Raw genomic sequence first — 23,750 nt, 5'->3', positions numbered from 1 at the left:
CTTGATTCTGAACTCCTTCCTTATAATTTGACACTGCTAAACTCAAAAAGTTGCTTGGTTACAATTTTGGTAACTAAAAAAATCACATCAGAGTCGTTAATTTATTAACAGGGCTGATCCACCTATTGTTGTCGAGGTTGAGAATAATGCCCAATGCCCCATGTCCTATTTATTGTTGCTGTTAGGACTCCCAAGAATTTTATAACCCCTAAGATGGAAAAATGAATCTTTTTTAAGTAATGCTGGGGAAAAGTTACCGGAGGCTAAATTTCATCCCCGACTTAAAAGACTATATAAGGGTAAAAACTTTTTGGCTTTTTAGGGTTCTATTCGGGGGTTTTCAGCCTCTTTTTTATAAAAGAGTAGTAAAAATAAAGAGAAGGATATTCACAGAAGCAATGCAGTTTTTCAGCACAATAAATTTTACTGTTCCCCTGTTGGCTAGTGCCACAGAGTCAGCAGACAGTTCAATGGTGGTAGCAGCCGTACTGCTGAGTTTAGTAGTAATTTACTTCGCCAGCAAAGTTGGTGGCGAATTATCTAACAAAGTAGGTTTGCCCCCTGTCTTAGGTGAACTTCTCGGTGGCGTGATCATCGGCACATCTGTATTACATCTATTGGTATTCCCAGAAGGTGGTACAGACAGTTCTAGTTCATTAATTATGACTTTCCTGCAAATCACTGCTGGTTTAACTCCAGAAGCCACGCCACAGGTTTTTGCCGCAGAGTCAGAGGTCGTTTCTGTTTTAGCAGAACTGGGTGTGATTATCCTGCTATTTGAAATTGGTTTGGAGTCCAATTTAAAAGACTTAATGGCAGTTGGTATCCAAGCCGTTGTTGTGGCAGTTGTGGGTGTAGCAGTACCCTTTGCAGCAGGTACTTTTGGTTTAATGACTTTATTTGGTATCAGTGCTATACCTGCTATTTTTGCAGGTGCGGCTTTGACTGCTACTAGTATTGGTATTACCTCCAAAGTCCTTTCAGAAATAGGACGCTTGAATTCTAAAGAAGGCCAGATTATTCTCGGTGCGGCGGTGATAGATGACATATTGGGAATTATTATCCTGGCTGTAGTTGCCAGTTTGGCGAAAGATGGTGCAGTGGATGTAGGTAATGTCATTTATTTGATTATCAGTGCCACTGCTTTCCTCATCGGTGCCATTGTTTTGGGCAATGTTTTCAGTAAGTCCTTTGTAGCGATCACAGAACAACTCAAAACACGCGGTGAACTGGTTATACCAGCTCTCATCTTCGCCTTTGTAATGGCCTACCTAGCCGACATTATTCACCTAGAAGCAATTCTTGGCGCTTTTGCAGCAGGCTTAGTCCTCGAAGAAACAGATAAACGCAAAGAACTGCAAAAGCAAGTAATTCCCATTGCCGATATGCTGGTGCCACTTTTCTTTGTCACCGTCGGGGCAAATACTGATTTAGGAGTCTTAAACCCAGTAATTCCCAGCAATCGGGAAGGCTTAATTATGGCAATCTTCCTGATTACAGTCGCCATTCTTGGTAAAGTGATCACAGGTTTAGCCGTGTTTGGTCAACCTGGAATTAACCATCTAGCAATTGGCGTGGGTATGATTCCTAGAGGTGAGGTAGGTTTAGTATTTGTAGGTGTTGGTGCAGCTAGTGGCGCTTTTCCAAAACCACTAGCTGCAGCAATAATTATGATGGTAATTCTCACTACCTTTTTAGCTCCCCCTCTGTTAAGATTCGTCCTTCCCGAACCAAAAACAGCTGCTGCTTTAGATAGTTCTTCTAACACATCATCACTCTAGCAACAGCAAATGATGACAGGAGTTTGGCAGTTACTTCAGATTCTCAGGATAGCCTAAATAAGTACAAGTAGTCTTCTTCTGATATTTACTTGTCCATTGTTGATTATGGACAAGTATATCTTGGTTTATTGTCTCAGTGCCTGCTATTTTATAGCAGTAGTTAGGAGTTAAAGTCTCTTTATATATGGCTTTTTACGTAAATTTTGTACCTCTTTCAAGTGCATACTGCTATAACTAGTACCGCCGTGAATTCAAAATTTAAAATCTCTGAAAAGCTCACGCCGTATTCATTTTAAATTTTGTTCGCGTAGCGTCTCCGAAGGAGATATTTTGAATTCACGGCGGTACTAGTTCTACTCACCTGTTATATCCTGAATATTTATTCAAAGATTAGGAAGTAATACCCAACAACTGGACTTCATCAGTATTATTGAAGTTGGGACAACATCAATACTATATTTTGCTTGTCTTTGCTGTAGACTGTTGTTAGGTATTAGCTGACCGCTGAATACTGATAAATTGACTCTTGATCAATTATCTTGTTTCTTACCTACAGTGAATAACTAGCAACTGGAGTTATTATTTAATAATCATTTATTATGCCTTTGTATTTCATTCAGAACAATTCTAATATCCAACTTTGTCTGCCGAGAATAACCTTGTAGCAGAGAATTTTAATTTAAAATCTCCCATCCAAAATTTAAACTTGTTATAAGTGTTGACAGTGTGTAAATTTGCCAAAATTTTGAGATATTGATCGCTTCTATAAATGCAATTCAGGAGAAATAACTGTGAAATTACAGTGGTTACTACCCGGTACTTTTGGAACTGTTTTACTACTATCTTCGCCAACTTTAGCTGCAAAGTTGGAATCTTGGCGGTTTGATAAAAATCAAAACAGATTAGAAATTAACTCTTCCGGTCCGGTACAACCCCAAGCACAATTAATTTTTAACCCAACTCGATTGGTAATTGATTTGCCCAACACTCAATTCGGGCGATCGCAGTTAACACAACCAATAGGTGGAAGTATTCGGTCAATTCGAGTTGGCCAGTTTGAAAAAACAACAGCCCGCTTAGTAGTTGAACTCGCACCTGGTTATACCCTCGACCCCAAACAAATCAAATTTGTCCCCATAACTGCTAAACGATGGACAGTACAATTACCAAAATTAGAAGCAGAACAACTACTATCCCCGACCAGCAATAAAAATAATAACACTTATAGTTTAGCAACCATAGAATCCCAGCCTAAACTTGAATTTTCCCCAGCAACCACCATCTCAACCGGCATAACCCAAATTCAGAAATTACAAAGCACAGGAGACGGGTTTTTTATTCGCACCAGCGGTGGCAATCCTCAAGTTCAAGTCAATCGTAGCCTTGATCGCACCACCATATTCATGGATATTGCCCCCGCTACTTTATCACCACTGCTGTCCCAAAAAGATTTACCCATCAATGAGCATGGTGTTAGCCGCCTCGAATTTACCCAACTGCGAACAAGACCAAGCAGTGTCAGATTCACATTACGGGTGGATAAAAGTAGTCCCGATTGGCAAGCAAGTACAAGTAGTGTTGCTGGACTGGTGCTACTACCGAGCAAAGGTGTTGTCCGCTTACCTCAAAGTCTTAATTCATCAAGACCTATTATCACCTCTGAAAACCCAATCGTTACTAACTCCCCAGCTACCATTGAGTCTGTAGAATTAGCTGGTAATAATACACAACTACTGATTAAGTCCGACCAAACTTTATCTGCTCAAGGTAGTTGGCATAGAAGTTCTGGACTATTTCGCATCACCATTCCTAATGCTAAATTAGCTCCCAGAGTCCAAGGGCCAACTTTTAATGCCAATAGCCCTGTCCTTAGGGTGCGTTTGCAACCGCAAGCCCCCAACACAGTAATTATTTTTGTCCAACCAGCTTCAGGAGTTACAATTGGAGAACTCAACCAGGTCGGCAATCAACTTTTAGCTCTACAATTACAACGATATCGTCAAGTCAGACCTCCAATTAGTTTACCTCCGTTACCATCACCCAATAATGTAGAACTGCCAAACCCAAATATCAGAACTCCCCAGCCCCGTATCCGTTCCATTGTTCCCAAAGGAAAATTATTGGTGGTCATCGACCCCGGACACGGTGGTAAAGACCCAGGAGCAATTGGTATCAGTGGCTTAGAGGAAAAAGATATAATTTTACCAATTGGTAGGAGAGTGGCAGCAATTTTGCAGCAAAATGGCGTACAAGCAGTAATGACAAGAGATTCTGACTACTTTGTCAGCCTCCCAGGACGAGTAGAAATGGCAGAACGAGCTAACGCTGATGTATTTGTAAGCATCCATGCTAATTCAGCGGGTGCAAACCGTCCCGAAATTAGTGGCTTGGAAACGTATTATTACGACAACGGATTGAGGTTGGCTAGAACTGTCCACAATAGAATTCTTCAAAGTCTCAATATCAAGGATAGGAGAGTCCGAAAAGCTAGATTTTATGTTCTTAGAAAAAGTTCTATGCCCTCAATTTTAGTAGAAACAGGTTATGTAACAGGCAGAGAGGATGCAGCCAAGCTCAGCACTTCAGCTTATCAAAATCAAATGGCAGAAGCGATCGCTCAAGGTATTCTCCAATACTTAAGGCAAAGATAAGTCATGAAGCTTCAAGACAGGAAGTGAAAAGTAACAACTGGCAGTAGGGGTTTAGCAATGAATGCTGAACCCCTACAACTGATGAATGCGTAAAGCTAATTTTGATAGCTATTTTTTGCTGTAATCTAATGCTTTGCACGTTAAATTGGTCTATGCTCATAGCATGGCAAAATTCTGAGTATATGCTATAATTTGACGCCATTAGTTAGTTGTATCCCGATACCACCACAAAGCCAAAGTTTGGGCGGTAGAGGTGTGAGGATTTGCCAAGATGTTGAGATATTGACGACTCCCATGAATGCGAATCAGGAGAAATGACTGTGAAACTACATTGGTTAATACCCAGCAGTGTTGGAACTATCTTCATGCTATCATCGCCCGCAATGGCTGCAAGATTAGAATCCTGGCGGTTTGATACCAATAAAAATCGACTAGAAATTAACACATCTAGTCCTGTCCAACCTCAAGCACAACTGATCTTTAACCCGACTCGGTTAGTAATTGATTTGCCAGGTACTACCTTTGGCCGTCCGCAGCTAACCCAACAAGTAGGTGGAGCAATTCGCGCTCTCCGCATTGGACAGTTTGACGAACAAACCACACGCCTAGTTGTAGAACTGGTGCCACGTTATACTCTAGACCCCAATTTAGTAAAATTTACAGCCAATACTGGCAGTCGCTGGCTAGTAGAATTACCACAAATAATAGCTCAAGCACTTCGTTCCTCTGGAAATGTAGGCGAACAAGCAACAGAAACACCTGCATTTATACCCCCTCAATCACCCTTTACTCCAGCAGCCACCACCAGCAATACTTACAATATGGTGACAACATCTCCTGTCACCCTGCCTAATCAAGAAGTGGCTATCAGTCCCACAGGAAGGGTTACTCAAATTGAGAATTTGCAAGTCACAGGGGATGGTTTTTTTATTCGTATTAGTGGTGGAAAACCTCAAATACAGGTTAATCGCAGCCCAGATAACCGAACTATAAATCTAGAAATTACAGGGGCAGCTTTATCATCAAATCTAAGACAACGAGATTTGTTAATTAATCGCTATGGTGTTAGGCGCATTCAATTTACCCAAGTCTCAAGTAGAACCCCTACTGTTCGCATCACTTTGCAGGTAGATAGCAACAGCGCCGATTGGCGAGCAATAAGTAGTGGTAATGACGGTTTTGTGGTACTGCCTAATCGTTTCACCAGATTACCAGACAGTCAACCCTCTACACAAATTCTCAGTAACTCTCCGGCGACAATTCAGGCTGTGGAATTGGCTGCTAATGGCACGCAATTACTAATTAAAGCTAACCAATCTGTATCTGCTACAGGTGGTTGGGATAGAAGTTCTGGTTTATTTCGCATTATTATTCCTAATGCGAAGTTAGCTAGTAGAGTACAAGGGCCTGCTTTTGATGCGAATAGTCCTGTTCTTAGGGTGCGTTTCCAACCACAAGTGCCTAACAATGTAGTTGTATTAGTTCAACCTGCATCGGGTGTACAAATTGGCGAACTCAACCAAGTGGGAGAACAAATTTTAGCTCTGCAATTACAAAACTCCCGTCGTTTACAACCTCCTATTACTCTGTCTCCCTTACCAGGAACTAGAGGACAGCTACCATCTATTGAAGAAAATCCTCAACCACCTCAACAGCCCCGTTTATCAGTTCCCAGAGGCAAATTAATAGTCGTTATTGACCCCGGACATGGTGGTAAGGACTCTGGGGCTCCCGGTATAGGTGGGCTATTAGAAAAAGATGTGATTCTGCCAATTGGTAGGAGAGTGGCTGCAATTTTGGAGCGAAATGGCGTACAAGCTGTAATGACGCGAGATGCTGACTTTTTTGTGGAGCTGCAAGGGCGGGTAGATATAGCCAAGCGAGTAAATGCTATTTTGTTTGTTAGCATTCACGCTAATTCTGTTGATAGTCGTCCTGATGTAAATGGATTAGAAGTATATTATTACGACAGTGGTTATGATTTAGCAGAAGTTGTTCGCAAGACTATTCTCCAAGATATCAGTACTATCAAAGATAGGGGAACGCGCAAAGCCAGATTTTATGTGCTTAGAAAAAATACTATGCCCGCAATTTTAGTGGAAACAGGCTATATGACAGGTCGTGAGGATAATCCTCGCTTAGGATCACCAGAATACCAAAGTCGGATGGCTGATGCGATCGCTCGTGGTATTCTCCAATACTTAAGGCAAAGATGAAAAAATAGGGGACTGGGAAGAAATGAATTCAACAATCCCTACACCCTACACCCCATAACCTATTTCCTATCAAAAGTAGTCAATTATCAGATTGTCTGCTAAATTCTGTATTTTAAATAGCAAACTCTAAATCAATATTATTTGCCTGTGTATTCATCTTCCATTTTTGAAGGTAATTTTGACGATTTTTCTGACCAAAACTCTCAACCTGCCATTGGGGTGTTTGATAGTGGTGTCGGAGGTCTAACGGTATTACGACAAATTTATAAGCAGCTTCCCAATGAATCTATTATTTACTTTGGAGATACTGCTCACCTGCCTTATGGTATTCGTTCACAAGCAGAAATTTTACAATATGTGAGGGAAATACTGAAGTGGATGCAGCAGCAACGGGTGAAAATGGTAATTATGGCTTGTAATACCAGTTCTGCCCTAGCTCTAGAAAATGTCCGCCAAGAATTTGACTTCCCCATTCTCGGAGTAGTGTTGCCAGGAGCAAGAGCCGCAGTACAGCAAGGCAAACGAATTGGTGTCATTGCTACTCCAGCTACTGCTAAAAGCAATGCCTACCGTCAGGCTATTATGGAAATACAACCTGATGTTCAAGTCTGGCAAGTTAGTTGTCCAGAATTTGTGCCACTAATTGAACAAAATCGCATCCATGACCCCTACACCACAGAAGTAGCTAAATCCTATCTAGAACCTTTAATAAAACAGGAAATTGATACTTTAGTTTATGGTTGTACCCATTATCCACATTTGGCACCTGTATTGGGAGCGCTCCTCCCTTCCTATGTTAAATTAGTTGACCCATCTGTTCATGTTGTGGCAGCTTGCGCTCAAGAGTTAGACCTATTAAGCATCAGAAATACTCGCTTACCAATGCCTACTCGCTTTGCTGTCAGTGGTTGTCCACAACAGTTTGCTCAGTCGGGATTACAGTGGTTAGGCTACACTCCTCTGGTAGAGCAGGTCTACCTGACTGATGCCACAGTCTCATAGTCATTCGTCATAGGTCATTGGTCAAAACATTAACCAATGACCTATGTTATTGGCTATTAGCTACCTCAGTCACCTTTGTTCTTAACCCTCTTTCCTGCTTGTGCTGTTCCTGGATAACACAATTCCTACTTTTAATAACATTATTTCTACCTGTTCGTTTTGCTAATGCTAATAATAAGTAGACAGTAAATAAATATCCAGAAGCTAAAATAAATATCATCATAGGCATATTTCCATAAATCATTGTTCTACCAACTCTGCTTTCAAAAGAAGATAAAATTTCATACGAAAATAGCAGAACTTCAGCAAATCAAGAGTGTGCTTCATTGCTGTAGTTGGCTACGGAAAGCCAACCAGTAGAGTCATTATCCTCTCCGGTCAAGCAATTTATTATTTAATTTGCTTGTTCGCAGACCACACATCCGACAGCAGTAAAATTGCTAAACAGCAATTTTAAACTGCACTCCTCAGCAGTCTACCCAGTCTGCGTTATTTACCCTCACACCAATCAAGTAAGACCTACACCCATACTCAACTTAAGATTAATGAGTGTAGTGGCTTCCCGCACAGGAAACACATAATCCAACCAAAGAGGTCTTCTGGCCGGACATCAAACAATCAGGAATCATTCCCTTCATTCTGTCGGCAACTGGTTATTTTAGACTCACAAGTCCAATGAGTAATATCACCTAAAGATGTTTTACTTTCTTGGGAGTGAATATCTGAAAAGATTTAAAATTCCTATAATCTAGCGTAACACAACAGACCTGCATTTTTAGCTAACTTCTAGACTAAATTTCAAATTTTCTCAATGTTGACACACAAGCTTTTCTAATTTTTCATAGTGCGCGAAAAATTATCAATAAAAAAAGGTTAAAGGGAAATTATAAAACGTAACGTTGTATATCTAAATACACCAGCACAATGGATAAGCTGAACTATGTAGAATTTTGTAGGGGATAAGGAGAATGCTTCAAGGGTAAAGGTTTTCCCTTTACCCTTGAAGCATTCTTAATATAGTTATGATTATTTACGTCTACCTACTTAGGTAGTAATTGTTAACTTTTCGCCTACTGTTAATTAACCTTCGTTTTGACCCAGATGACAAGGGAAGTTATTTGTACTAATCTGAAAAGTGGGACATGGGAGTTCCAGATGAAAACTTTGCGCTGGCTATGGTTTATCTTAAAATGAGTAAAGGATATGTAAACTTTCGTAACCTAAGTCAGAGTCCGCCCATCCATGACCCCAGCCACCTCTCTGTTTACCCCTGTGGAAGCAGACCTGCGAATACTAGCAGATAACCTCACACAGCTAGTTGGAAATCGCCACCCCATCCTCTATGCAGCTGCCGAGCATTTATTCGGAGCTGGGGGCAAGCGTATCAGGCCAGCAATAGTGCTACTGATATCGCGGGCAACCATGCTAGAAAAAGACATTACACCCCGTCATCGACGCTTGGCGGAGATTACGGAGATGATTCACACAGCCAGTTTGGTACATGATGATGTAGTCGATGAATCTAATGTACGGCGTGGTGTGCCTACAGTTCATAGTTTGTTTGGAAATCGGATTGCTGTATTAGCAGGAGATTTCCTTTTTGCTCAATCTTCCTGGTATTTAGCTAATCTGGACAATTTGGACGTGGTCAAACTGCTTTCAGAAGTGATCATGGATTTGGCCGCAGGGGAGATTCAACAGGGTTTGAATCGTTTTGATACAAATCTTTCTACAGAAACGTACCTCAAGAAGAGCTATTACAAAACAGCCTCATTAATTGCTAACAGTTCTAAAGCTGCTGGCTTACTCAGTGAAGTTTCACAAAAGAGTGCTGAAAATTTGTATAACTATGGTAAGCATCTTGGTCTGGCATTCCAAATAGTAGATGATATTCTAGATTTCACCGGTTCGACAGATACATTGGGTAAGCCAGCCGGATCGGATCTTAAAAGCGGTAATCTAACTGCACCAGTGCTATTTGCCTTGAAAGAACAACCTTACCTAGAAGTTCTGATTGAAAGAGAGCTTGCCCAAGAAGGGGACTTAGAGCAAGCAGTAGGGCTGATTTTAGATAGTCAAGGCATACAGAAGGCCAGAGAATTAGCTGCTCACCATGCTAAAGCATCTGGTGAACAGATTGCCACGCTAGAACCCTCAGAATCACGGCAAGCACTAATTAACATGACTGATTATGTACTGAGTCGACTTTATTAGGGAATTTTGGATTTTAGATTTTAGATTTTAAGTTCAATCCCAAATCCAAAATCTAAAATCTGAAATTGGTTCAAGCGAGATTGGGAGGCACTTGTTGATTGGGTTTTTGCGGTTGCAGGCACTGCTGAATCAGGTTTTTTAACTCAGTTCGCTGCACTTCAATAGGGTTACTGGTCCTGCCAGGAGTCTCAAAAAAAACTATACTATCTACTGGTTCTAATGCTACCAGTTGAAACAAAATATTAATTACAGGAATGGCTTTACCTGCTACTTGAGGGTTAAGCCCAGCAGATGAAGAGAGGGAAATATCCTGTAATCTAGGAAAGGCGTAAACTACGTGCTTCTCCAATTTTGGATTTTCCTTGTTGCTTAATGTAGTTAAAATCCACCTTTCCTGCAAATTCTGGAGAATATAGTATTGAGAGTGGCGTAACTTTTGAGCGATCGCTCTCAGAGCCGGAGCAATTGTAGCCACAAGTTCTGGTGTCTTACCATCATGAGGTGCATTGTCAATCAATAATTGAATTTGTGCTTCTAGATCAGTCATGACTTGTAAATGGTTTCTGATTGATGTCCAAAATATTAAATTAGGGAACAGGGAGCAGGGGGAACATAATAACTGATAACTGATTAGCTGATACGCAAAATCTATTAAGCTAACACCCACAGCCCTACAGGTTGTGTTTAAGTATGTTAGGGTCTTTTTCAAATTCTGACTATGAATTCAGCCGCAACTGCAACTACTCAGGGAGACAAATCTATCGGCGTGGAGGTTATATTTCAATTTCTATTGAAAGAACTACAGCAGTCAACCAAGGCTACTCACAAGAATTGCCGCGACGTGGCATTGCGAATTACGGGTGAAGTCCTGCGGATTTGCAATGAAAGTAAACGCATTCAAGCTTCTGGTGACATAGAAAGCTCTGCCATGACCCTAGCTCGACATCGGCTACAACAATGCCTTCGGTATTATCAGCTGGGGTCGAATCGTAGCAGGGTGGAACTACACAGTACATTAAGTGCCATAATTTATCGTTACATTAATCCTCCTCAGAAGCAATTGAGCTATCAAGGGCGGCTGACTATCATAGAAGATTTTCTTCAGAATTTTTATCTGGAGGCACTAAATGCTTTTCGTAGGGAGAACCAACAAGAACCTACCTATCGCCCCCAAACCCTACTAGAATTAGCCGAGTACATGGCATTTACAGAACGCTATGGCAAACGTCGTATTCCCTTACCCGGCCGTCAGCAACAGCTAATTATTCTGCGAGCGCAAACTTTTTCGCAACAACAGCCCCCAGAAACTAGTGTGGATATAGAGCAAGCGGCCGAAGGCAGTGGTAATGAAACTGACAGTTTTTGGGAAGAACCAGCTGTGCAACAATTGCGTTCTGCTATGGCTATGCAAGCAGAAGCCGAACCGGAAGAAGATACTTTGCGTTCTGTTGTAGTTACCGAATTAATGAATTATCTCGAACAAAGACAACAATCGGACTGTGCTGATTATTTCTCTCTCCGTCTCCAGGATTTATCAGCACAAGAGATTGAGTCAGTTTTGGGTTTAACTCCGCGTCAACGAGATTACTTACAACAGCGTTTTAAGTATCATTTAATTCGGTTTGCACTTTTGCATCGTTGGGAATTAGTTCATGAATGGTTGGAAGTTTCTTTACCCACTAATTTAGGATTAACTCCCCACCAATGGCAAGTCTACACAGGAAAGTTGGACGATAAACAGCGGTCTTTGTTAGATTTGAAGCAACAAGGACAGTCTGACGAAGCTATTGCCAAAACTTTAGGCTTGTCAATGGCACAACTGCAAAAACGGTGGTTTAAGATTTTGGAACAAGCTTGGGAAATTCGTAACTCATTTGTGTCCGGATCTGGTGCATCTACCCATGAATAGTGACTCACAACCCTTACAATACCAGTAACTCGTAGGAGCTTGACAAATAATGTCAAACCGGCGAGCATCCCTCGGTAGAGTATGAGAAAATTGATGGGGTAGAAGACCCTCTCAAGGAAGCCGCTACATTATTAAGTGGTAAGGCAGAGTTGGGAGGACAACCCCTAACCTTTCAACTAGGAGAAATTCCTACTGTGCAAGAACGTTTTCAAGCCGTCCTCAAGCGTCGGTTACAAGTCGAAATCCAAAACCACCCACCTTTATTCCCTTGGGAAAGCCAGTTAATAGATTATCCAGAATTTGTGGAAGAGCCGTCGATTGCCTTAGTTCCTGCCTGGGGGTGGTTGGCACAGCAATCCAAGCTCAATCTGCCAGTTTCTTTACCAGATAAAATTTTTCAACAATTAATGGAAAAGTGTCAGTTATTACTGACATCTTCTCTGCCTTTAGGACCTAAGCTGGTTCAGGCAGTAGAAAGCCTTTTTCCGGAAGATTACCAGTTAATTAATGATTTAGCTGGATTGGTACTCAGAACTTCCTATCGCTCTGTCGATGCGCTGGAGACTATACCCAATATTCAGAGTGATTATTCAGATTTACAACCACGTCAACAAATGGCGTTGTCGTTAATAGCAGCTAAACAACTGCTGGAAAATCTGACGTTGCCAATTTCTTTTACTAATCCGGTGATTGAGAAACAATGGCAAACTAACGCTGGAACTCTGAGTATTCGAGTAGAATTACAAGCTTTGGGTCAGAAAACGAAGTTATGTGTTCATGGTGAGTTACCCACTTCAGGCGTTTTGAAACTGCACGGAAATAGTACCCAAGTGATTGGCAGCACTAGTGCTGGAGGTAATGCTCCTGGCACAGGGGAGGTAGTAGCAGAATCTGCGAATTTAGCCAATCCTAGTGTGGAATTATTCTGTGAACGCGCCAATAAAACCTATACTCTGGAAGTTGAATGTCCAGAAATAGAAGAACAACCTCTGTTCTTGGCGATTAATCTCATGATGTAATCCTAGTTACTGCTGCCAGCACTCTCAGTTGATAAACGCCAATAAAACAAGATTATAATCCTGGTTTTCAAGTTTACTCCTCTTTGCAAGAAAGACTAATTAGGTCATCTATAGTAGGTAGCTATGAGGAGGACACTTCCTAAAACAGCGTAGATTCCCTTAGATACCTAGAGGGAGTCTAAGGCTAGGATAGAGTAAGGCTAAGGTTGAAGACAAGGTTATTAGCTTTGATTCCTAGCATTGTGTCCTTAGCGTCTATATCATAGTTCTACTTACTTAAAAATGTTAAATTTTTCCAGGATAAATCGGTTTTGGCGTGTACCCGCAGGTGATTACTGGCGACAAAATAAACAAAGGTCGTCTTCAGCAGAAGTGGAAGATTCTATTTCCTTGCGGGTGCTGGTGCTAGGGCTGGTGGTGTATAGGAACTGTGGCGACGGATATTGCATCTGAGACTAATTTTAGTCTTTGGGCTGTTCCTGTGAGTATAGTTGGTGCAATTTGGAGTTACTACCGTCGCCGCAATGCTAATATTCCGGTTAAGTTCTGCATTGCTATTGGAATGTTGGTTGCCTTGGGGGCTTTTTTTGGTAGGTTTTTGGGCGACTGGAATGATACAAGGATCAATTGGGCTCAATTGCTTATTGAGCTTCAGGTGCTGGACGGCTATGATACTCCCCGACGCAAGGATTTGGGTTATTTCGATTGTGATTGGGTTAATCTTGTTGGGTGTGGCTGCAACTGTGAGTCAAACTATGGGTTTTGCTCACAGTTGCTGTTATTTTTGGGTGTGGCTCTACCAACTTTGGTTTTAGATTATCGGTCACGGTTGGGTTTGAGGCCATTAACAAGAGAAGGGTTGGGCAAAAAGAATTTTACGAGTGCCAATTTTAAAATTTGAATTGTCAATTTTTTACTAATTTTGGATCTAGTCCTAGGAATTTTCGCTGTTTTTCCTCGTTTTTCTGGTTATCAATTACGTTCTTTTCCTATGAGTGCGCCGATTGATTTAAAGGGTGATTTTACAGGTCGTAATATTAATAATCCTGGTTATGTCCGTCAAGGTAATGGTGAAGATGATGGGAATGGTACTGGACAGGGAAGAAGTGGTGAACCAGGAAAAGTAGATAATAATTTTTATTACGGTTTTAATAGTGAGATGAACCAAAATCTGCGGGGGGAAATGAAACCCAAGGTGGTGATGCGGATTAGATCCCAAGCAGAAGGTTTTTGGCGTGTTTTGGCTTTTGACCGTTATACAGGTAAGGGATGGAAAATTTCTCGAAATGATGATGTTATTACTTTGAGGCGTTCTTCTTGGTCTTACAGAATTTCTCTTGATCTGCCACTAATTACAAATCCTAGGAAGGAAGTAGTACAAACTTATAATTTGGTATCAGATTTGCCTAATTTGATTCCTCCTTTGTCTTATCCGAAGGAAATCTATTTTCCAGGTCCAGTGATTGCGGTTGATCAGGAAGGGGGTTTACGATCACCTCTGCAATTATCGGAAGGGATGACTTATACGGTAGTTTCGGAAGTTCGAACCCGCGAGCGCACTTTGTTGGGTAAGGCGGGAAATAAATACCCACTAGATATTAAAAATTATTATTTGCAAATTCCACCAGAAATTGCTGATAAAGTCCGGCAAAAAACCGAGGAAATTCTGGCAGGATATCATCATGAACGCGTTTCTCGCACTCAATAGACTACAACCCTGGATTCAGCTTACAAAAAAGCCCTTTACTTAGCTCAGTATCTCAAGCAAAAATATTCTATCCCTGAAAATCCTTTGGGATTACCTTATTTGGATGCAAAAGAAGATTTGGTAGAAGCCTTCTTGTTTAAACATCAAGGTGGCTATCCAGACCATTTTCCTACTGTGCTAACTGTGATGCTGCATTCTATTGCTATTCCGGCACGGTTGGTAGCTGGGTTTGCACCGGGAGAGTTTAATCCGTTTACAGGAATGTATATTGTCCGTAACACTGACGCTTACTCCATGACGGAGGTGTATTTCCCTAAATATGGCTGGTTCGCGTTTGCTCCTATTCCTGGTCGTCCCTTAATTCCTGCTTCTATTGAAGAAGACCGGACTTTTAGTGTATTGCGGCAGTTTTGGAACTGGGTGGCTGGTTGGCTACCTTCCCCGGTGACAGGTTTGCTTAATGGTGTATTTGGGACATTATTTAGCTGGTTGTTTAGAGCGAGCGCTTGGTTTATAGCTTTATTCTCTCAAGGTTGGTTAAGTGTTTTGACTGCTATTATAATAGTAAGAAAAATTACAGCTTTTTTAGGTTTGTTGGGTTGGGTAGAGTGGCGAAAATGCCTCTAAAGTAGGTGTTTGAAGAAATTACCACCCGTGGAAAGCTTGTATCAACAAATGCTGCAACGGACAGCCACAAAAGGTTTAGGTAAACATCCCTCTCAAACACCTCTGGAATACGCCCAAGTGTCATACAACCAACATCCCAGAGAAACGGCTCAAATCATTGACCAAATTTGTCAAGCTTATGTGAGTTGGCGTTATGGTGAACTTACTCCTAATTGGCAAGAGTTACAACAAAGTTGGAAAGAGTTGCAAAAGATGAAGACTATAGGAGGTGACAGGTGACAGGTGATAGGTGACAGGTGATAGGTGACAGGGACATAGCAGGGTGAGAAAATTCCTACTAAGAACTCAGAACTCAGCGCTCATTACTCAGCACTCTGCTATAAGTGCCCACCATGCCAACTTGGTAAACTGGGCGCACTCAAACGAAGTACAACTAAAAGCCAAATAGGCTATGACTAATGCTTCTATTCCCCGGTATAGTGATTTAATTACCTGCCAAAACACCATCCTAATAGCCCTAAATAGGCAGCTAAACCGAGTAAACCTACAGATAAGGATGTATCAAAATTAAATTTTGTGCTTTTGTTGTGGGTAGTAGCAACGTTTGCATCTGCCCTTTTTTGTCCAAATAGTCAGAGTTCAAATGACCTAAGCGAGTTAGCTTACCTGATGTCACACGACAGTAAATATGGGCATAAGCAACACCGTAACCATTGCTCCCCCATCCAAAAAAAGGACGTTCAAGAACTCCATAATTTGCTATCTGCCACAAATGAACTCGAGCTAATATCAGTCAAGGATTTGATAAAGACCCATGCACCGAGTAACAACAGTCCTAATGTTGATGTAGATTCGGGTACAGAGGTAGGTGATTCAGAATCTTCATCAATCTCGATGTCATCATTTCTTGTTTCTTCTTCAGCAGCCAAGAAGAGTTTCTAAATTTTAAGAAATGACTCGTCTTGTACTTCATAGCATTCTGGCTCATTGATATGAAATTCTGGTATTTCTTCTTCAATCCAGTTCATTTCATCAATATTGGAATAAAAGTTTTCCTGATTTATGTTCTCATGCTCAAATATCTCATCTGTTTGTTTTTTATTGCACCCACCAGTACACACAGGTGGTGGTAGATCACAATTTTTACTCAGACTCTTAGCTGGACAACCTTCATCCCACATTGCGAACTTCAACAAGTAGCATAAATAAACTACATTCATAGGCAATTCAGAACTATAGTTCTTAAAAATCCAGTAGCCATGAAAATATAAGTTATGCACGTCAAAGTTCCAGCTTTCTTATTGTGTAAAAAAAGCTAGTTAGACAACAATGTTGACTTTGAATTTTTCAATCACTTATGAAAATACAAGACTATGCAATAGTGAATTAGAGATTTGAAAACTAAGAAAATAAATAATACTTTTGACAAGCTGTAGGTAGGAATTGGAAAATTCGACAACCTTCCTCTGTCAAGTTCAGAATCCTATGAACTCCTTGTGTACTCAGAAAAAGTATCCCTTGAAAACATACGCCAGTTGCTACCTCTTTCCGAGGAGCTTCCCTAACAAGTCGGGGAACCAGTCCAACGCACTGGCTCTGAAATATCCAATGTAAAGTAGGGGATTCTATAGGTTTATTCAGTTTATTTTTAACTGTCGCTTTTTGCGTCTTTAACGAGATTCTTAATTGTCTTTCTCCCAGATTATAAACCAAAAGACACAATGCCATTAAAATTATCATTATCTCTACTCTTTCTGAATTCTTCACAAAAAGACTATGGGCGAAAAATAACGGGTCTTTGATAAATCTAAATACTCCTTCTGTTGATTGCTGTTCTCTATATATTCTCAATATTCCTATGGTTTCTAATTCACTTGCCTCTAGAATATTCGTTGCTAGAATAAATCGACCACAAGAGTTATGATGTTGGGTGATTAACTCCTGATTTCCTATTAGTTTACCTATTACTTGAGCAACTACTGTTTGTCCTTTATTTAATCGGTCGGTAATTTCTAAGTCCGATATTTTATGATATTTTAATTGTGCTGCGAGTTCTTTAATCTTTAATTCCGCTAAGGATATCTGTTCAAATTCTCCTTTGACTAATCTACCTACTTGTCTACTGGTTTTTAGAAACTCCTCTTGAATGCTTTGGGTTAATTTCTTTAAGTCTGCTTTTTTTCTGTCTCCACTGTCTACTCATAGCCATCTTTGCTCTATTCCCCCATAAGATACTTTTTCTTCTTGATAGCTATATCCTTTGCTTTCACTTGGTTTCAGTTCTGTACTGGTAAATCCTTTGACCAAGTTTTTGGCTTTTTTAATGGATAAGGGTACTCGACTTATCCATTTCATGTTCGACATTAATTTTAAATTACTTTTGCTATATAATGCACTATCAGCCACCATTATACTTTCAAAATCTATTTGTTTGTCATACTCCACCAAGATTTGAGCAAATACTGGTTTATCTGATTCATTTCCTAATGATCCTCTAAAAAATCAGGGTATATCTCCGTCACTACTTACTAGTAAATCTAATATAGATTGTGTTAAGTCTGGACGATGGTCACGAGAATATCCTTGTGTGATGTTAATCTGATTTTCTCGGTTCATTCCTAATTCTTGTCCTCAATTATTTAGGCAATTATTATACTCTCCATGCAAATGCAATGAGGTTGAACCTAAATGGGAATATTTGGTGGGAATATTTGGTTGCTACTCCATATTTTTTTACTACTTCTGAGGTAATTATTAGGAACAATTTAGTTAATCCATATTTGTATAGCTTATCCATTAGTCTGCCTATTTTATCATCATTTAAATCTTCGCCTTCAATTACCGCTCCTAATAAATGTTCTATGGCTTTTTCCTCGAAAAGTTGAGGAAATAAATATAATGGTCTCCATAGAGAACCTAGTCCATAATGATTGCTTTGACTATTTCTCCTGTATTCACTTTCTCTCTACTATCTATTCAGAATATCTTATTTATTTCTTCTACAATTCCTATCTCATCTATTATTCCCAAGTGCTCCAAGTTCTTACTCTCAAACTCTTCTTTTTGGTAATTCATATTTTTGGGTATTTTTATTTAATTCAGGCTCATTTACATTCATCTATTCTGAATTTATTGTCAAGACTTACGAGTTCCAAGTTGTTGGCAATTTGTATTATATTGTCTATTTTTTTACTATTTCAATTATGTGCTTACTACGTAGCTTTCTGTGATTTTTTTACATTTGTATTTTACATTTGTATGTGTACTACAAAATGAAGTGCAAAATGTGGGCTGGAAAAGGTTACCTTGGAAGAAATTCCGCCGGAACCTATTCCGCCTACAAAGACGCGTATATAACCCACATTCCGTACCCTAAACTGCCACAGAGGGAAATTACGGAGAGAAAAAATCCAAGGGAGCATAAAAACAAACAGATGCAGTGAAAAAAGGCATTGGAGAAACAGTAAAGCACCAAAAATAGGATCAAAAGCTATTCTCAATAAGGAGCAATAAGAAAGAACACCGCCCAGAGGAGTCAACAGATAAATGAAGATATTCAAGAGATAAATCATAACTTAGACTAATAAATCGAAGTAAAAAAAGAAATTATGGACATAGTAAAATAGAGCTATAAATCAAAGATATTAATTTATTTTCTGATAGAAATTAAATTAATAGAGAGAAGAATTAGGTAACTAATTGATAGTAGGGAAAACAATGCTCTGGTAAAAGATTCACAATGAAATCTCTCTCTTGAGTCTAGTGAGAGATGTGTTGTTCTTGGTTAAGTGTAACTAAATGAATAGACTGAAAGCATGGAAAAATCCAGCGTAAAGTGGGGCGGTCAGTTGGTTTGCCCAATTGATTTTTTACTGTTGATTTAGACTCTCTCAAAGGGGTTCTAATTTGTCGTTGCCCTAAAGTATAAACCAGCAGATATAAACCCATAATCATTCCCAGGGACTCTATTCTCTCTGGACTTTTTAGGAAAATACTGTCTGCAAAAATAATGGATCTTTGAGAAAAGCAAACCCTCTCTGGCAAGACTGTTGAGCTTTATATTCACTCAAGATGGAGTCACGGGTAAGTTCATTGGAATCCAAAAGGTTTGTAACAATAATAAAAGGCCCTGCCCTCAGGAATTCTGTATTAATTTTACTTTTATTCTGGGAGACTGTAGCTGATATTTCAGAGGATATCTCTCCTGAACTATCTTTTTTCTTACATTTGATTTGAGTAACTTTACTCTGGTTAATTTGGTGATATTTGAATTGTTTGAATAGTTTAGATAACCACTTGATAGCATCAGCTTCACAAGCAAATTTTTCTGGTGATAATTTTTTCAAGTCTTGCACAGCTTTTGATTGTGCCTTGGTAATTTTTTGTGAGAGTTTACCCAGGTCTGATTCTCTTCTTTCTTGACTTTGCACTACTAACCATCTTTGTTCTATTCCTGGATAATTTACTGTTTTTGAAGCTAGTTTATATCCGGGTAAGTTACTATCAACAAATTCTGGTTCTGGTAATGTTGATATTCATCATTGTGCTGATTTTACGCTTAATGGCACTGGACATAACCAGCTTAAATCTGACATCATTTTCAGATTTGATTCTGTATATAAGGCCCAGTCCGCTACTATGAGACTGTTAACTTTTAGTTAACTTTTAATTATTTTTGGTACTCTACTGCTATTTTACCAAAGCATGGTGAATCTGCTTGGTTTCCCGATGCTAGTTATAAAAATATTGGTATGTCTCCATCTCCTGAACATATCATTTCTATGATGAACTGTTTTAACTCCGGTCTATGGTCACCAGAATAACCGTAGGTGATGGTTATTTCTTTTGGTGATTTTACTGCTAATTCTTCTATTTCTTGATTATTTCCTACTTTTTGACTCTCAAATATTACTTCTGGTAAGCTGGTATTATATTGCCAATGTATGTGCATTTATGATGAGTCTAGATGCCCTGCTCATAGGGATACTCCAAATTTTGGGGCTGCTTTTAAAGCGACAACAAAAAATATTCTATCCAATCCTTTTATAAATAGTTTATCCATGACTCTCCCCAGTTTATCGTCCTTGAGATATTCTGGTGTTACTCCTGGTCCTATTAGATGGTCACAGGGGATTTTTTCAAAATACTGGGGAAACATATATAACGGTTTCTATACAAATCCTAACCCGTTGATTATCATGGGTTTTACTACATGACCCGGACTTAGTTTCTCTCCAATTTCAAGGATTATTTCTACTACTCCTATGGCGTCTATTATTCCTGCTACTATGCCTAAATGGTCTAGGTTTTGAATTTCCATTTTTTGAAGCTTTGATTTTACAACAGAATTATCCACAACTCCTGTTGTGATTCAATCATTTCTTCTTCTGTTCTAATTTAATTTTTAAATTATTAAATTTTCTTTTCTTTTATCTTCTTTACAAAACTTTATTCTCTCACTCTATTCCCATTTTAATCATACTTATTCTCATTAAGCCTTTTCTTCCTTGCAGGATCTTTAGTTCTTGTGTACTACTTCACCAGCTTTTTTTGATGTGTGACAGTTAGGGTGCCGAAGGTAGGATATAAAGCTATTCAAGTTGGCTACAAGCGGAAAGGGCAGTCACTACAAAAGCTGATTCTGAAATCTACCTCTGCAAGATTACTGGCTATCTGTCAAGTAACACAGCTAAATGCTGAGAAAAAGACAGGGGGAATAGAGGGGAAAACCGCACTCTCCTTTGAGCAAAGGTTTGAACTAAGTGAGAAGCTGAGAACCGAAGGTAATAACTGGAAACATCAGGGATTACGTGAAATACCCATTCCCAAAAAGGATGGTAAAACCCCGATTCTCAAAGTCCCTACTATTGCAACTACTAGACAAAGCATTCCCATCAGTTCCTTACTCCGAAAACAAACACATCAATGTCAAAGGAGAGAAATCACCCTAGGACGGTGATTTAACTTATTGGAGCGAACGCAACAGTAAGTTATAGGACGATAATACCTCTAGAGCAATTAAACGGCAAAACCATAAATGTGGACATTGTGGATTAAAAATGCTTAGTGATGAGAAGGTACATCTCCATCATATTGATGGGAACCATCAAAATTGGAAAACTAAAAACCTTCTAGCAATACATGAAAGGTGCCACAATTATATCCATATCAGCAAGTGCGAAAGCTAAGAAAATCGGAAGCTCGGTGCGGTGAAAGTCCCAGGCCCAGATTTAACTGAGAGGGGCGGGGAATAATATCCCCCCTTGACTCAACCAACTAACAGTTGACACGAGAGAAATTTATTCTCGCCTACCTGGAAATATTTTTCCAAATAGTAGATTTAGTGTTCAGACTCCAGATAGTCTATTAAATCAATTAGTTGACACCAGAGAAGTTAATAATGTAGTGAGGAATTTATCTATCTTCTTATTAGATAGACGTTGGAGAGTGGAAAATGAATATGATGAAATGATCTCTCAATTAATTTCTCCATTTGGATTTACATTTCGGCTTGAGTTTTTCTAATTTATCAAAATCACTCAATTCCACCCATTAAACCATAAAGAGGGGATAAGTCCAAAAGCCTACCCCCACAAAATCAACTATTTTGATTTTTGATAGCTTGCGTGGCGTAGCCATAGAAAACTCAGTTTAATATTCTGGAATCCTCTTACAAAGGATGATGAGTAATTTGCCAATTCTCTTTTCCTAAAGCTAACCTAACTGCATTATGAAAAAAATCTTTCGCTGACATATAAATTTTAAATGATATTCTCTATCTTATCATACTTTTTGAAGTAACTTATTCCTCCCTCTACGCTCTCTGCATCTCTGCGGTTCTTTAAATAAATCCATAACACAAAACGAAAAAAAATGGATAGGCTTTTGGGCCTATCCCCACAAAATCAACTAATCAAAGTCTCAAGTACCTGAAGTCCAAGAATTGATATACTCAATTTGATCTGCTGTCAAACTATCAATGAAGATCCCCATAGCTTGCAACTTCAAGCGAGCAATTTCTTCATCCACTTCTCGAGGAATAGAGTGCAAACCAGGTGCTAACTTACCCTTATTCTTCACCAGGTATTCACAAGCTAAAGCTTGGTTAGCAAAACTCATATCCATAACCGCACTAGGATGTCCTTCAGCAGCAGCCAAATTAATCAAACGTCCTTGTCCCAAAACGACAACGGATTTACCATTTGTCAATTTATACTCTTCAGTGAAAGGACGGACATCTTTGATTTCCTTAGCATTAGCAGCCAAGTATTTTAAATCAAGTTCCAAGTCAAAGTGACCAGAGTTACAAACTATCGCACCGTCTTTCATGACATCGAAGTGTTCACCCCGAACGACGTGCTTGTTACCTGTCACAGTAATAAAGATATCACCTAAAGGAGCAGCTTCCGCCATTGGCAACACGCGGAAACCATCCATAACGGCTTCAATTGCCTTGATGTGATCAATTTCGGTAACGATGACGTTTGCACCCATACCACGCGCGCGGAGGGCTGTTCCCTTACCACACCAGCCATAACCGACAACCACAACAGTCTTACCAGCTAACAAAATATTTGTAGCGCGGATAATCCCATCTAGGGTAGATTGACCGGTACCATAGCGGTTATCAAAGAAATGCTTGGTGTCTGCGTCGTTAACGTTAACTGCGGGGAAGGTGAGAACACCTTCTTTAAACATGGCGCGTAAACGCACAATACCGGTGGTAGTTTCTTCGGTACTACCAATTAAATCAGCGATTTGGTGTTGACGGTGTTGAACTAATTCTGCTACCACGTCGCTACCGTCATCAACAATGATGTTGGGGCGATGATCTAATGCGATTTGGACGTGGCGGTTATAGGTGGCGCTATCTTCGCCTTTTTGAGCAAAAACGGGAATTTCATGATCAGCTACAAGACTTGCAGCTACGTCATCTTGAGTTGATAAAGGGTTACTAGCAATCAATACAGCATCAGCACCACCGGCTTTAAGGGCGATCGCTAAATGTGCTGTTTCTGTGGTCACGTGGGCGCAAGCTACAAGGCGTAATCCAGCAAATGGCTTTTCTTTCTCAAAGTGATCGCGGATTTGCTTCAATACAGGCATTTCCCGTCCAGCCCATTCAATTCGTTGTCTTCCCAAGGCAGCGAGAGCGAGGTCTTTAACCTCGTGCTTTAATCTGGGAGTTGTTGCGGTCATTCAAATTATCCTCTAAAAAACAAAAAGGTCATCAGCATTCAGCTATCAGCCATCAGCAGTCAGCTTTTGACAACTTGTGATTAAACTCACTACTATTTGATAGTATACCAATTTATCAAGCATTCTGACTCCTGACTCCTGAATACTTATAAACAAAAGGTCTAGAAACCTTTACGTACTTTAACAATAATTTCTTAAAAGTGGCAAATTTTCCCTGTAATTGCCGAATCAGAGGGTATTTAACACAAAAAAAGCGAGAATTTATCAATCACAATTTTGATCCAAGTTGTCAATTTTCACCAATCCCTGCTATTAGTATTATGAACAACAGCTCTGGTAATGGCTATCAGCATAGTGTATCTATCTCCAGATAGAAATAACAGCAACTAAAGGCAGATTTAACCAAAGATAGATAATATAGCCT

15 protein-coding genes and 3 pseudogenes are annotated in these 23,750 nt (G+C 39.8%); 9 read left to right on the top strand and 9 right to left on the bottom strand.

The annotated features are described in order from the left end of the window. The first annotated feature begins 398 nt into the window (after positions 1-398). The 4 genes from AAZO_RS04185 (at position 399) to murI (ending at position 7,650) form a co-directional block, all read left to right on the top strand. Entirely contained in the window at positions 399-1,781 is a 1,383-nt protein-coding gene (locus AAZO_RS04185) for a cation:proton antiporter (protein WP_041639454.1), read from the top strand. A 791-nt stretch (positions 1,782-2,572) separates the two neighbouring features. Beyond that, positions 2,573-4,432, top strand: coding sequence for an N-acetylmuramoyl-L-alanine amidase (locus AAZO_RS04180; RefSeq protein ID WP_013190295.1), 1,860 nt, complete (start codon positions 2,573-2,575; stop codon positions 4,430-4,432). Between the two features lie 320 nt (positions 4,433-4,752). After that, positions 4,753-6,648, top strand: a complete 1,896-nt coding sequence (locus tag AAZO_RS04175) for an N-acetylmuramoyl-L-alanine amidase (protein WP_013190294.1) — start codon at positions 4,753-4,755, stop codon at positions 6,646-6,648. A 147-nt stretch (positions 6,649-6,795) separates the two neighbouring features. After that, positions 6,796-7,650 carry a glutamate racemase gene (murI, locus tag AAZO_RS04170; protein ID WP_013190293.1) on the top strand — a complete coding sequence of 285 codons (855 nt, stop codon included), beginning with the start codon at positions 6,796-6,798 and terminating at the stop codon, positions 7,648-7,650. Positions 7,651-7,696: 46 nt separating this feature from the next. Here murI and AAZO_RS04165 read toward each other — a convergent pair whose 3' ends face one another. Further along, positions 7,697-7,894, bottom strand: a complete 198-nt coding sequence (locus AAZO_RS04165; protein ID WP_013190292.1) for a hypothetical protein — start codon at positions 7,892-7,894, stop codon at positions 7,697-7,699. A 998-nt stretch (positions 7,895-8,892) separates the two neighbouring features. Between AAZO_RS04165 and sds the strand changes: the two genes are divergently transcribed. Beyond that, positions 8,893-9,864 (top strand): solanesyl diphosphate synthase, encoded by a 972-nt coding sequence (sds, locus tag AAZO_RS04160; protein ID WP_013190291.1) that lies wholly within the window; start codon positions 8,893-8,895, stop codon positions 9,862-9,864. A gap of 70 nt (positions 9,865-9,934) precedes the next feature. Here sds and AAZO_RS04155 read toward each other — a convergent pair whose 3' ends face one another. Continuing rightward, a complete protein-coding gene (locus AAZO_RS04155) occupies positions 9,935-10,411 on the bottom strand; it encodes a hypothetical protein (RefSeq protein WP_013190290.1) in 477 nt (158 codons plus the stop codon). A 171-nt stretch (positions 10,412-10,582) separates the two neighbouring features. Between AAZO_RS04155 and hetZ the strand changes: the two genes are divergently transcribed. From hetZ to AAZO_RS04140, 3 genes and pseudogenes are all read left to right on the top strand, one after another. Further along, entirely contained in the window at positions 10,583-11,773 is a 1,191-nt protein-coding gene (gene hetZ, locus AAZO_RS04150) for a heterocyst differentiation protein HetZ (RefSeq protein ID WP_013190289.1), read from the top strand. 149 nt (positions 11,774-11,922) lie between these two features. Beyond that, positions 11,923-12,792 carry a hypothetical protein gene (locus tag AAZO_RS04145; protein ID WP_013190288.1) on the top strand — a complete coding sequence of 290 codons (870 nt, stop codon included), beginning with the start codon at positions 11,923-11,925 and terminating at the stop codon, positions 12,790-12,792. Positions 12,793-13,074: 282 nt separating this feature from the next. Next, a pseudogene (locus AAZO_RS04140) lies at positions 13,075-15,406 on the top strand (transglutaminase TgpA family protein). Between the two features lie 461 nt (positions 15,407-15,867). On the opposite strand, the gene AAZO_RS43325 reads toward AAZO_RS04140, so the two are convergent. The 5 genes and pseudogenes from AAZO_RS43325 to AAZO_RS43320 all read right to left on the bottom strand — a co-directional run bounded on the left by AAZO_RS43325 (position 15,868) and on the right by AAZO_RS43320 (position 20,447). Next, entirely contained in the window at positions 15,868-16,056 is a 189-nt protein-coding gene (locus AAZO_RS43325; RefSeq protein ID WP_041639452.1) for a PEP-CTERM sorting domain-containing protein, read from the bottom strand. Positions 16,057-16,065: 9 nt separating this feature from the next. Next, a complete protein-coding gene (locus tag AAZO_RS04130) occupies positions 16,066-16,320 on the bottom strand; it encodes a hypothetical protein (RefSeq protein WP_041639450.1) in 255 nt (84 codons plus the stop codon). 208 nt (positions 16,321-16,528) lie between these two features. After that, positions 16,529-18,202 (bottom strand): annotated as a pseudogene (locus tag AAZO_RS04125) (IS1634 family transposase). Positions 18,203-18,375: 173 nt separating this feature from the next. After that, on the bottom strand, positions 18,376-18,699 hold the full coding sequence (locus tag AAZO_RS36780) for a hypothetical protein (RefSeq protein ID WP_013190285.1): 324 nt from the start codon (positions 18,697-18,699) through the stop codon (positions 18,376-18,378). Between the two features lie 115 nt (positions 18,700-18,814). After that, positions 18,815-20,447: pseudogene (locus AAZO_RS43320) on the bottom strand (IS1634 family transposase). Positions 20,448-20,684: 237 nt separating this feature from the next. Here AAZO_RS43320 and AAZO_RS44570 point away from each other — a divergent pair. Then, positions 20,685-21,086, top strand: coding sequence for a reverse transcriptase N-terminal domain-containing protein (locus AAZO_RS44570; RefSeq protein ID WP_049790542.1), 402 nt, complete (start codon positions 20,685-20,687; stop codon positions 21,084-21,086). Positions 21,087-21,797: 711 nt separating this feature from the next. Here the strand turns inward: AAZO_RS44570 and AAZO_RS28640 are convergent. Further along, complete coding sequence (locus tag AAZO_RS28640) at positions 21,798-21,881, bottom strand: element excision factor XisH family protein (protein ID WP_081462689.1); 84 nt, start codon at positions 21,879-21,881, stop codon at positions 21,798-21,800. A 167-nt stretch (positions 21,882-22,048) separates the two neighbouring features. Continuing rightward, positions 22,049-23,326 carry an adenosylhomocysteinase gene (gene ahcY, locus AAZO_RS04100; RefSeq protein WP_013190284.1) on the bottom strand — a complete coding sequence of 426 codons (1,278 nt, stop codon included), beginning with the start codon at positions 23,324-23,326 and terminating at the stop codon, positions 22,049-22,051. Between the last annotated feature and the right edge of the window lie 424 nt (positions 23,327-23,750).

Origin of the sequence: 'Nostoc azollae' 0708 (genome assembly GCF_000196515.1) — a bacterium.
GTDB classification, from domain to species: domain Bacteria; phylum Cyanobacteriota; class Cyanobacteriia; order Cyanobacteriales; family Nostocaceae; genus Trichormus_B; species Trichormus_B azollae.
The sequence above is the reverse complement of the archived record's forward strand: the minus strand, read 5'-3'. Positions and strand labels throughout refer to the sequence as shown.

Bases quoted from the DNA above. Each gene is read 5' to 3' on its own strand.
- AAZO_RS04185 (WP_041639454.1), top strand. From the start codon at position 399: ATGCAGTTTTTCAGCACAATAAATTTTACTGTTCCCCTGTTGGCTAGT.
- AAZO_RS04165 (WP_013190292.1), bottom strand. From the start codon at position 7,894: ATGATTTATGGAAATATGCCTATGATGATATTTATTTTAGCTTCTGGA.
- sds (WP_013190291.1), top strand. From the start codon at position 8,893: ATGACCCCAGCCACCTCTCTGTTTACCCCTGTGGAAGCAGACCTGCGA.
- AAZO_RS04155 (WP_013190290.1), bottom strand. From the start codon at position 10,411: ATGACTGATCTAGAAGCACAAATTCAATTATTGATTGACAATGCACCT.
- hetZ (WP_013190289.1), top strand. From the start codon at position 10,583: ATGAATTCAGCCGCAACTGCAACTACTCAGGGAGACAAATCTATCGGC.
- AAZO_RS36780 (WP_013190285.1), bottom strand. From the start codon at position 18,699: ATGATTTATCTCTTGAATATCTTCATTTATCTGTTGACTCCTCTGGGC.
- AAZO_RS28640 (WP_081462689.1), bottom strand. From the start codon at position 21,881: ATGTCAGCGAAAGATTTTTTTCATAATGCAGTTAGGTTAGCTTTAGGA.
- ahcY (WP_013190284.1), bottom strand. From the start codon at position 23,326: ATGACCGCAACAACTCCCAGATTAAAGCACGAGGTTAAAGACCTCGCT.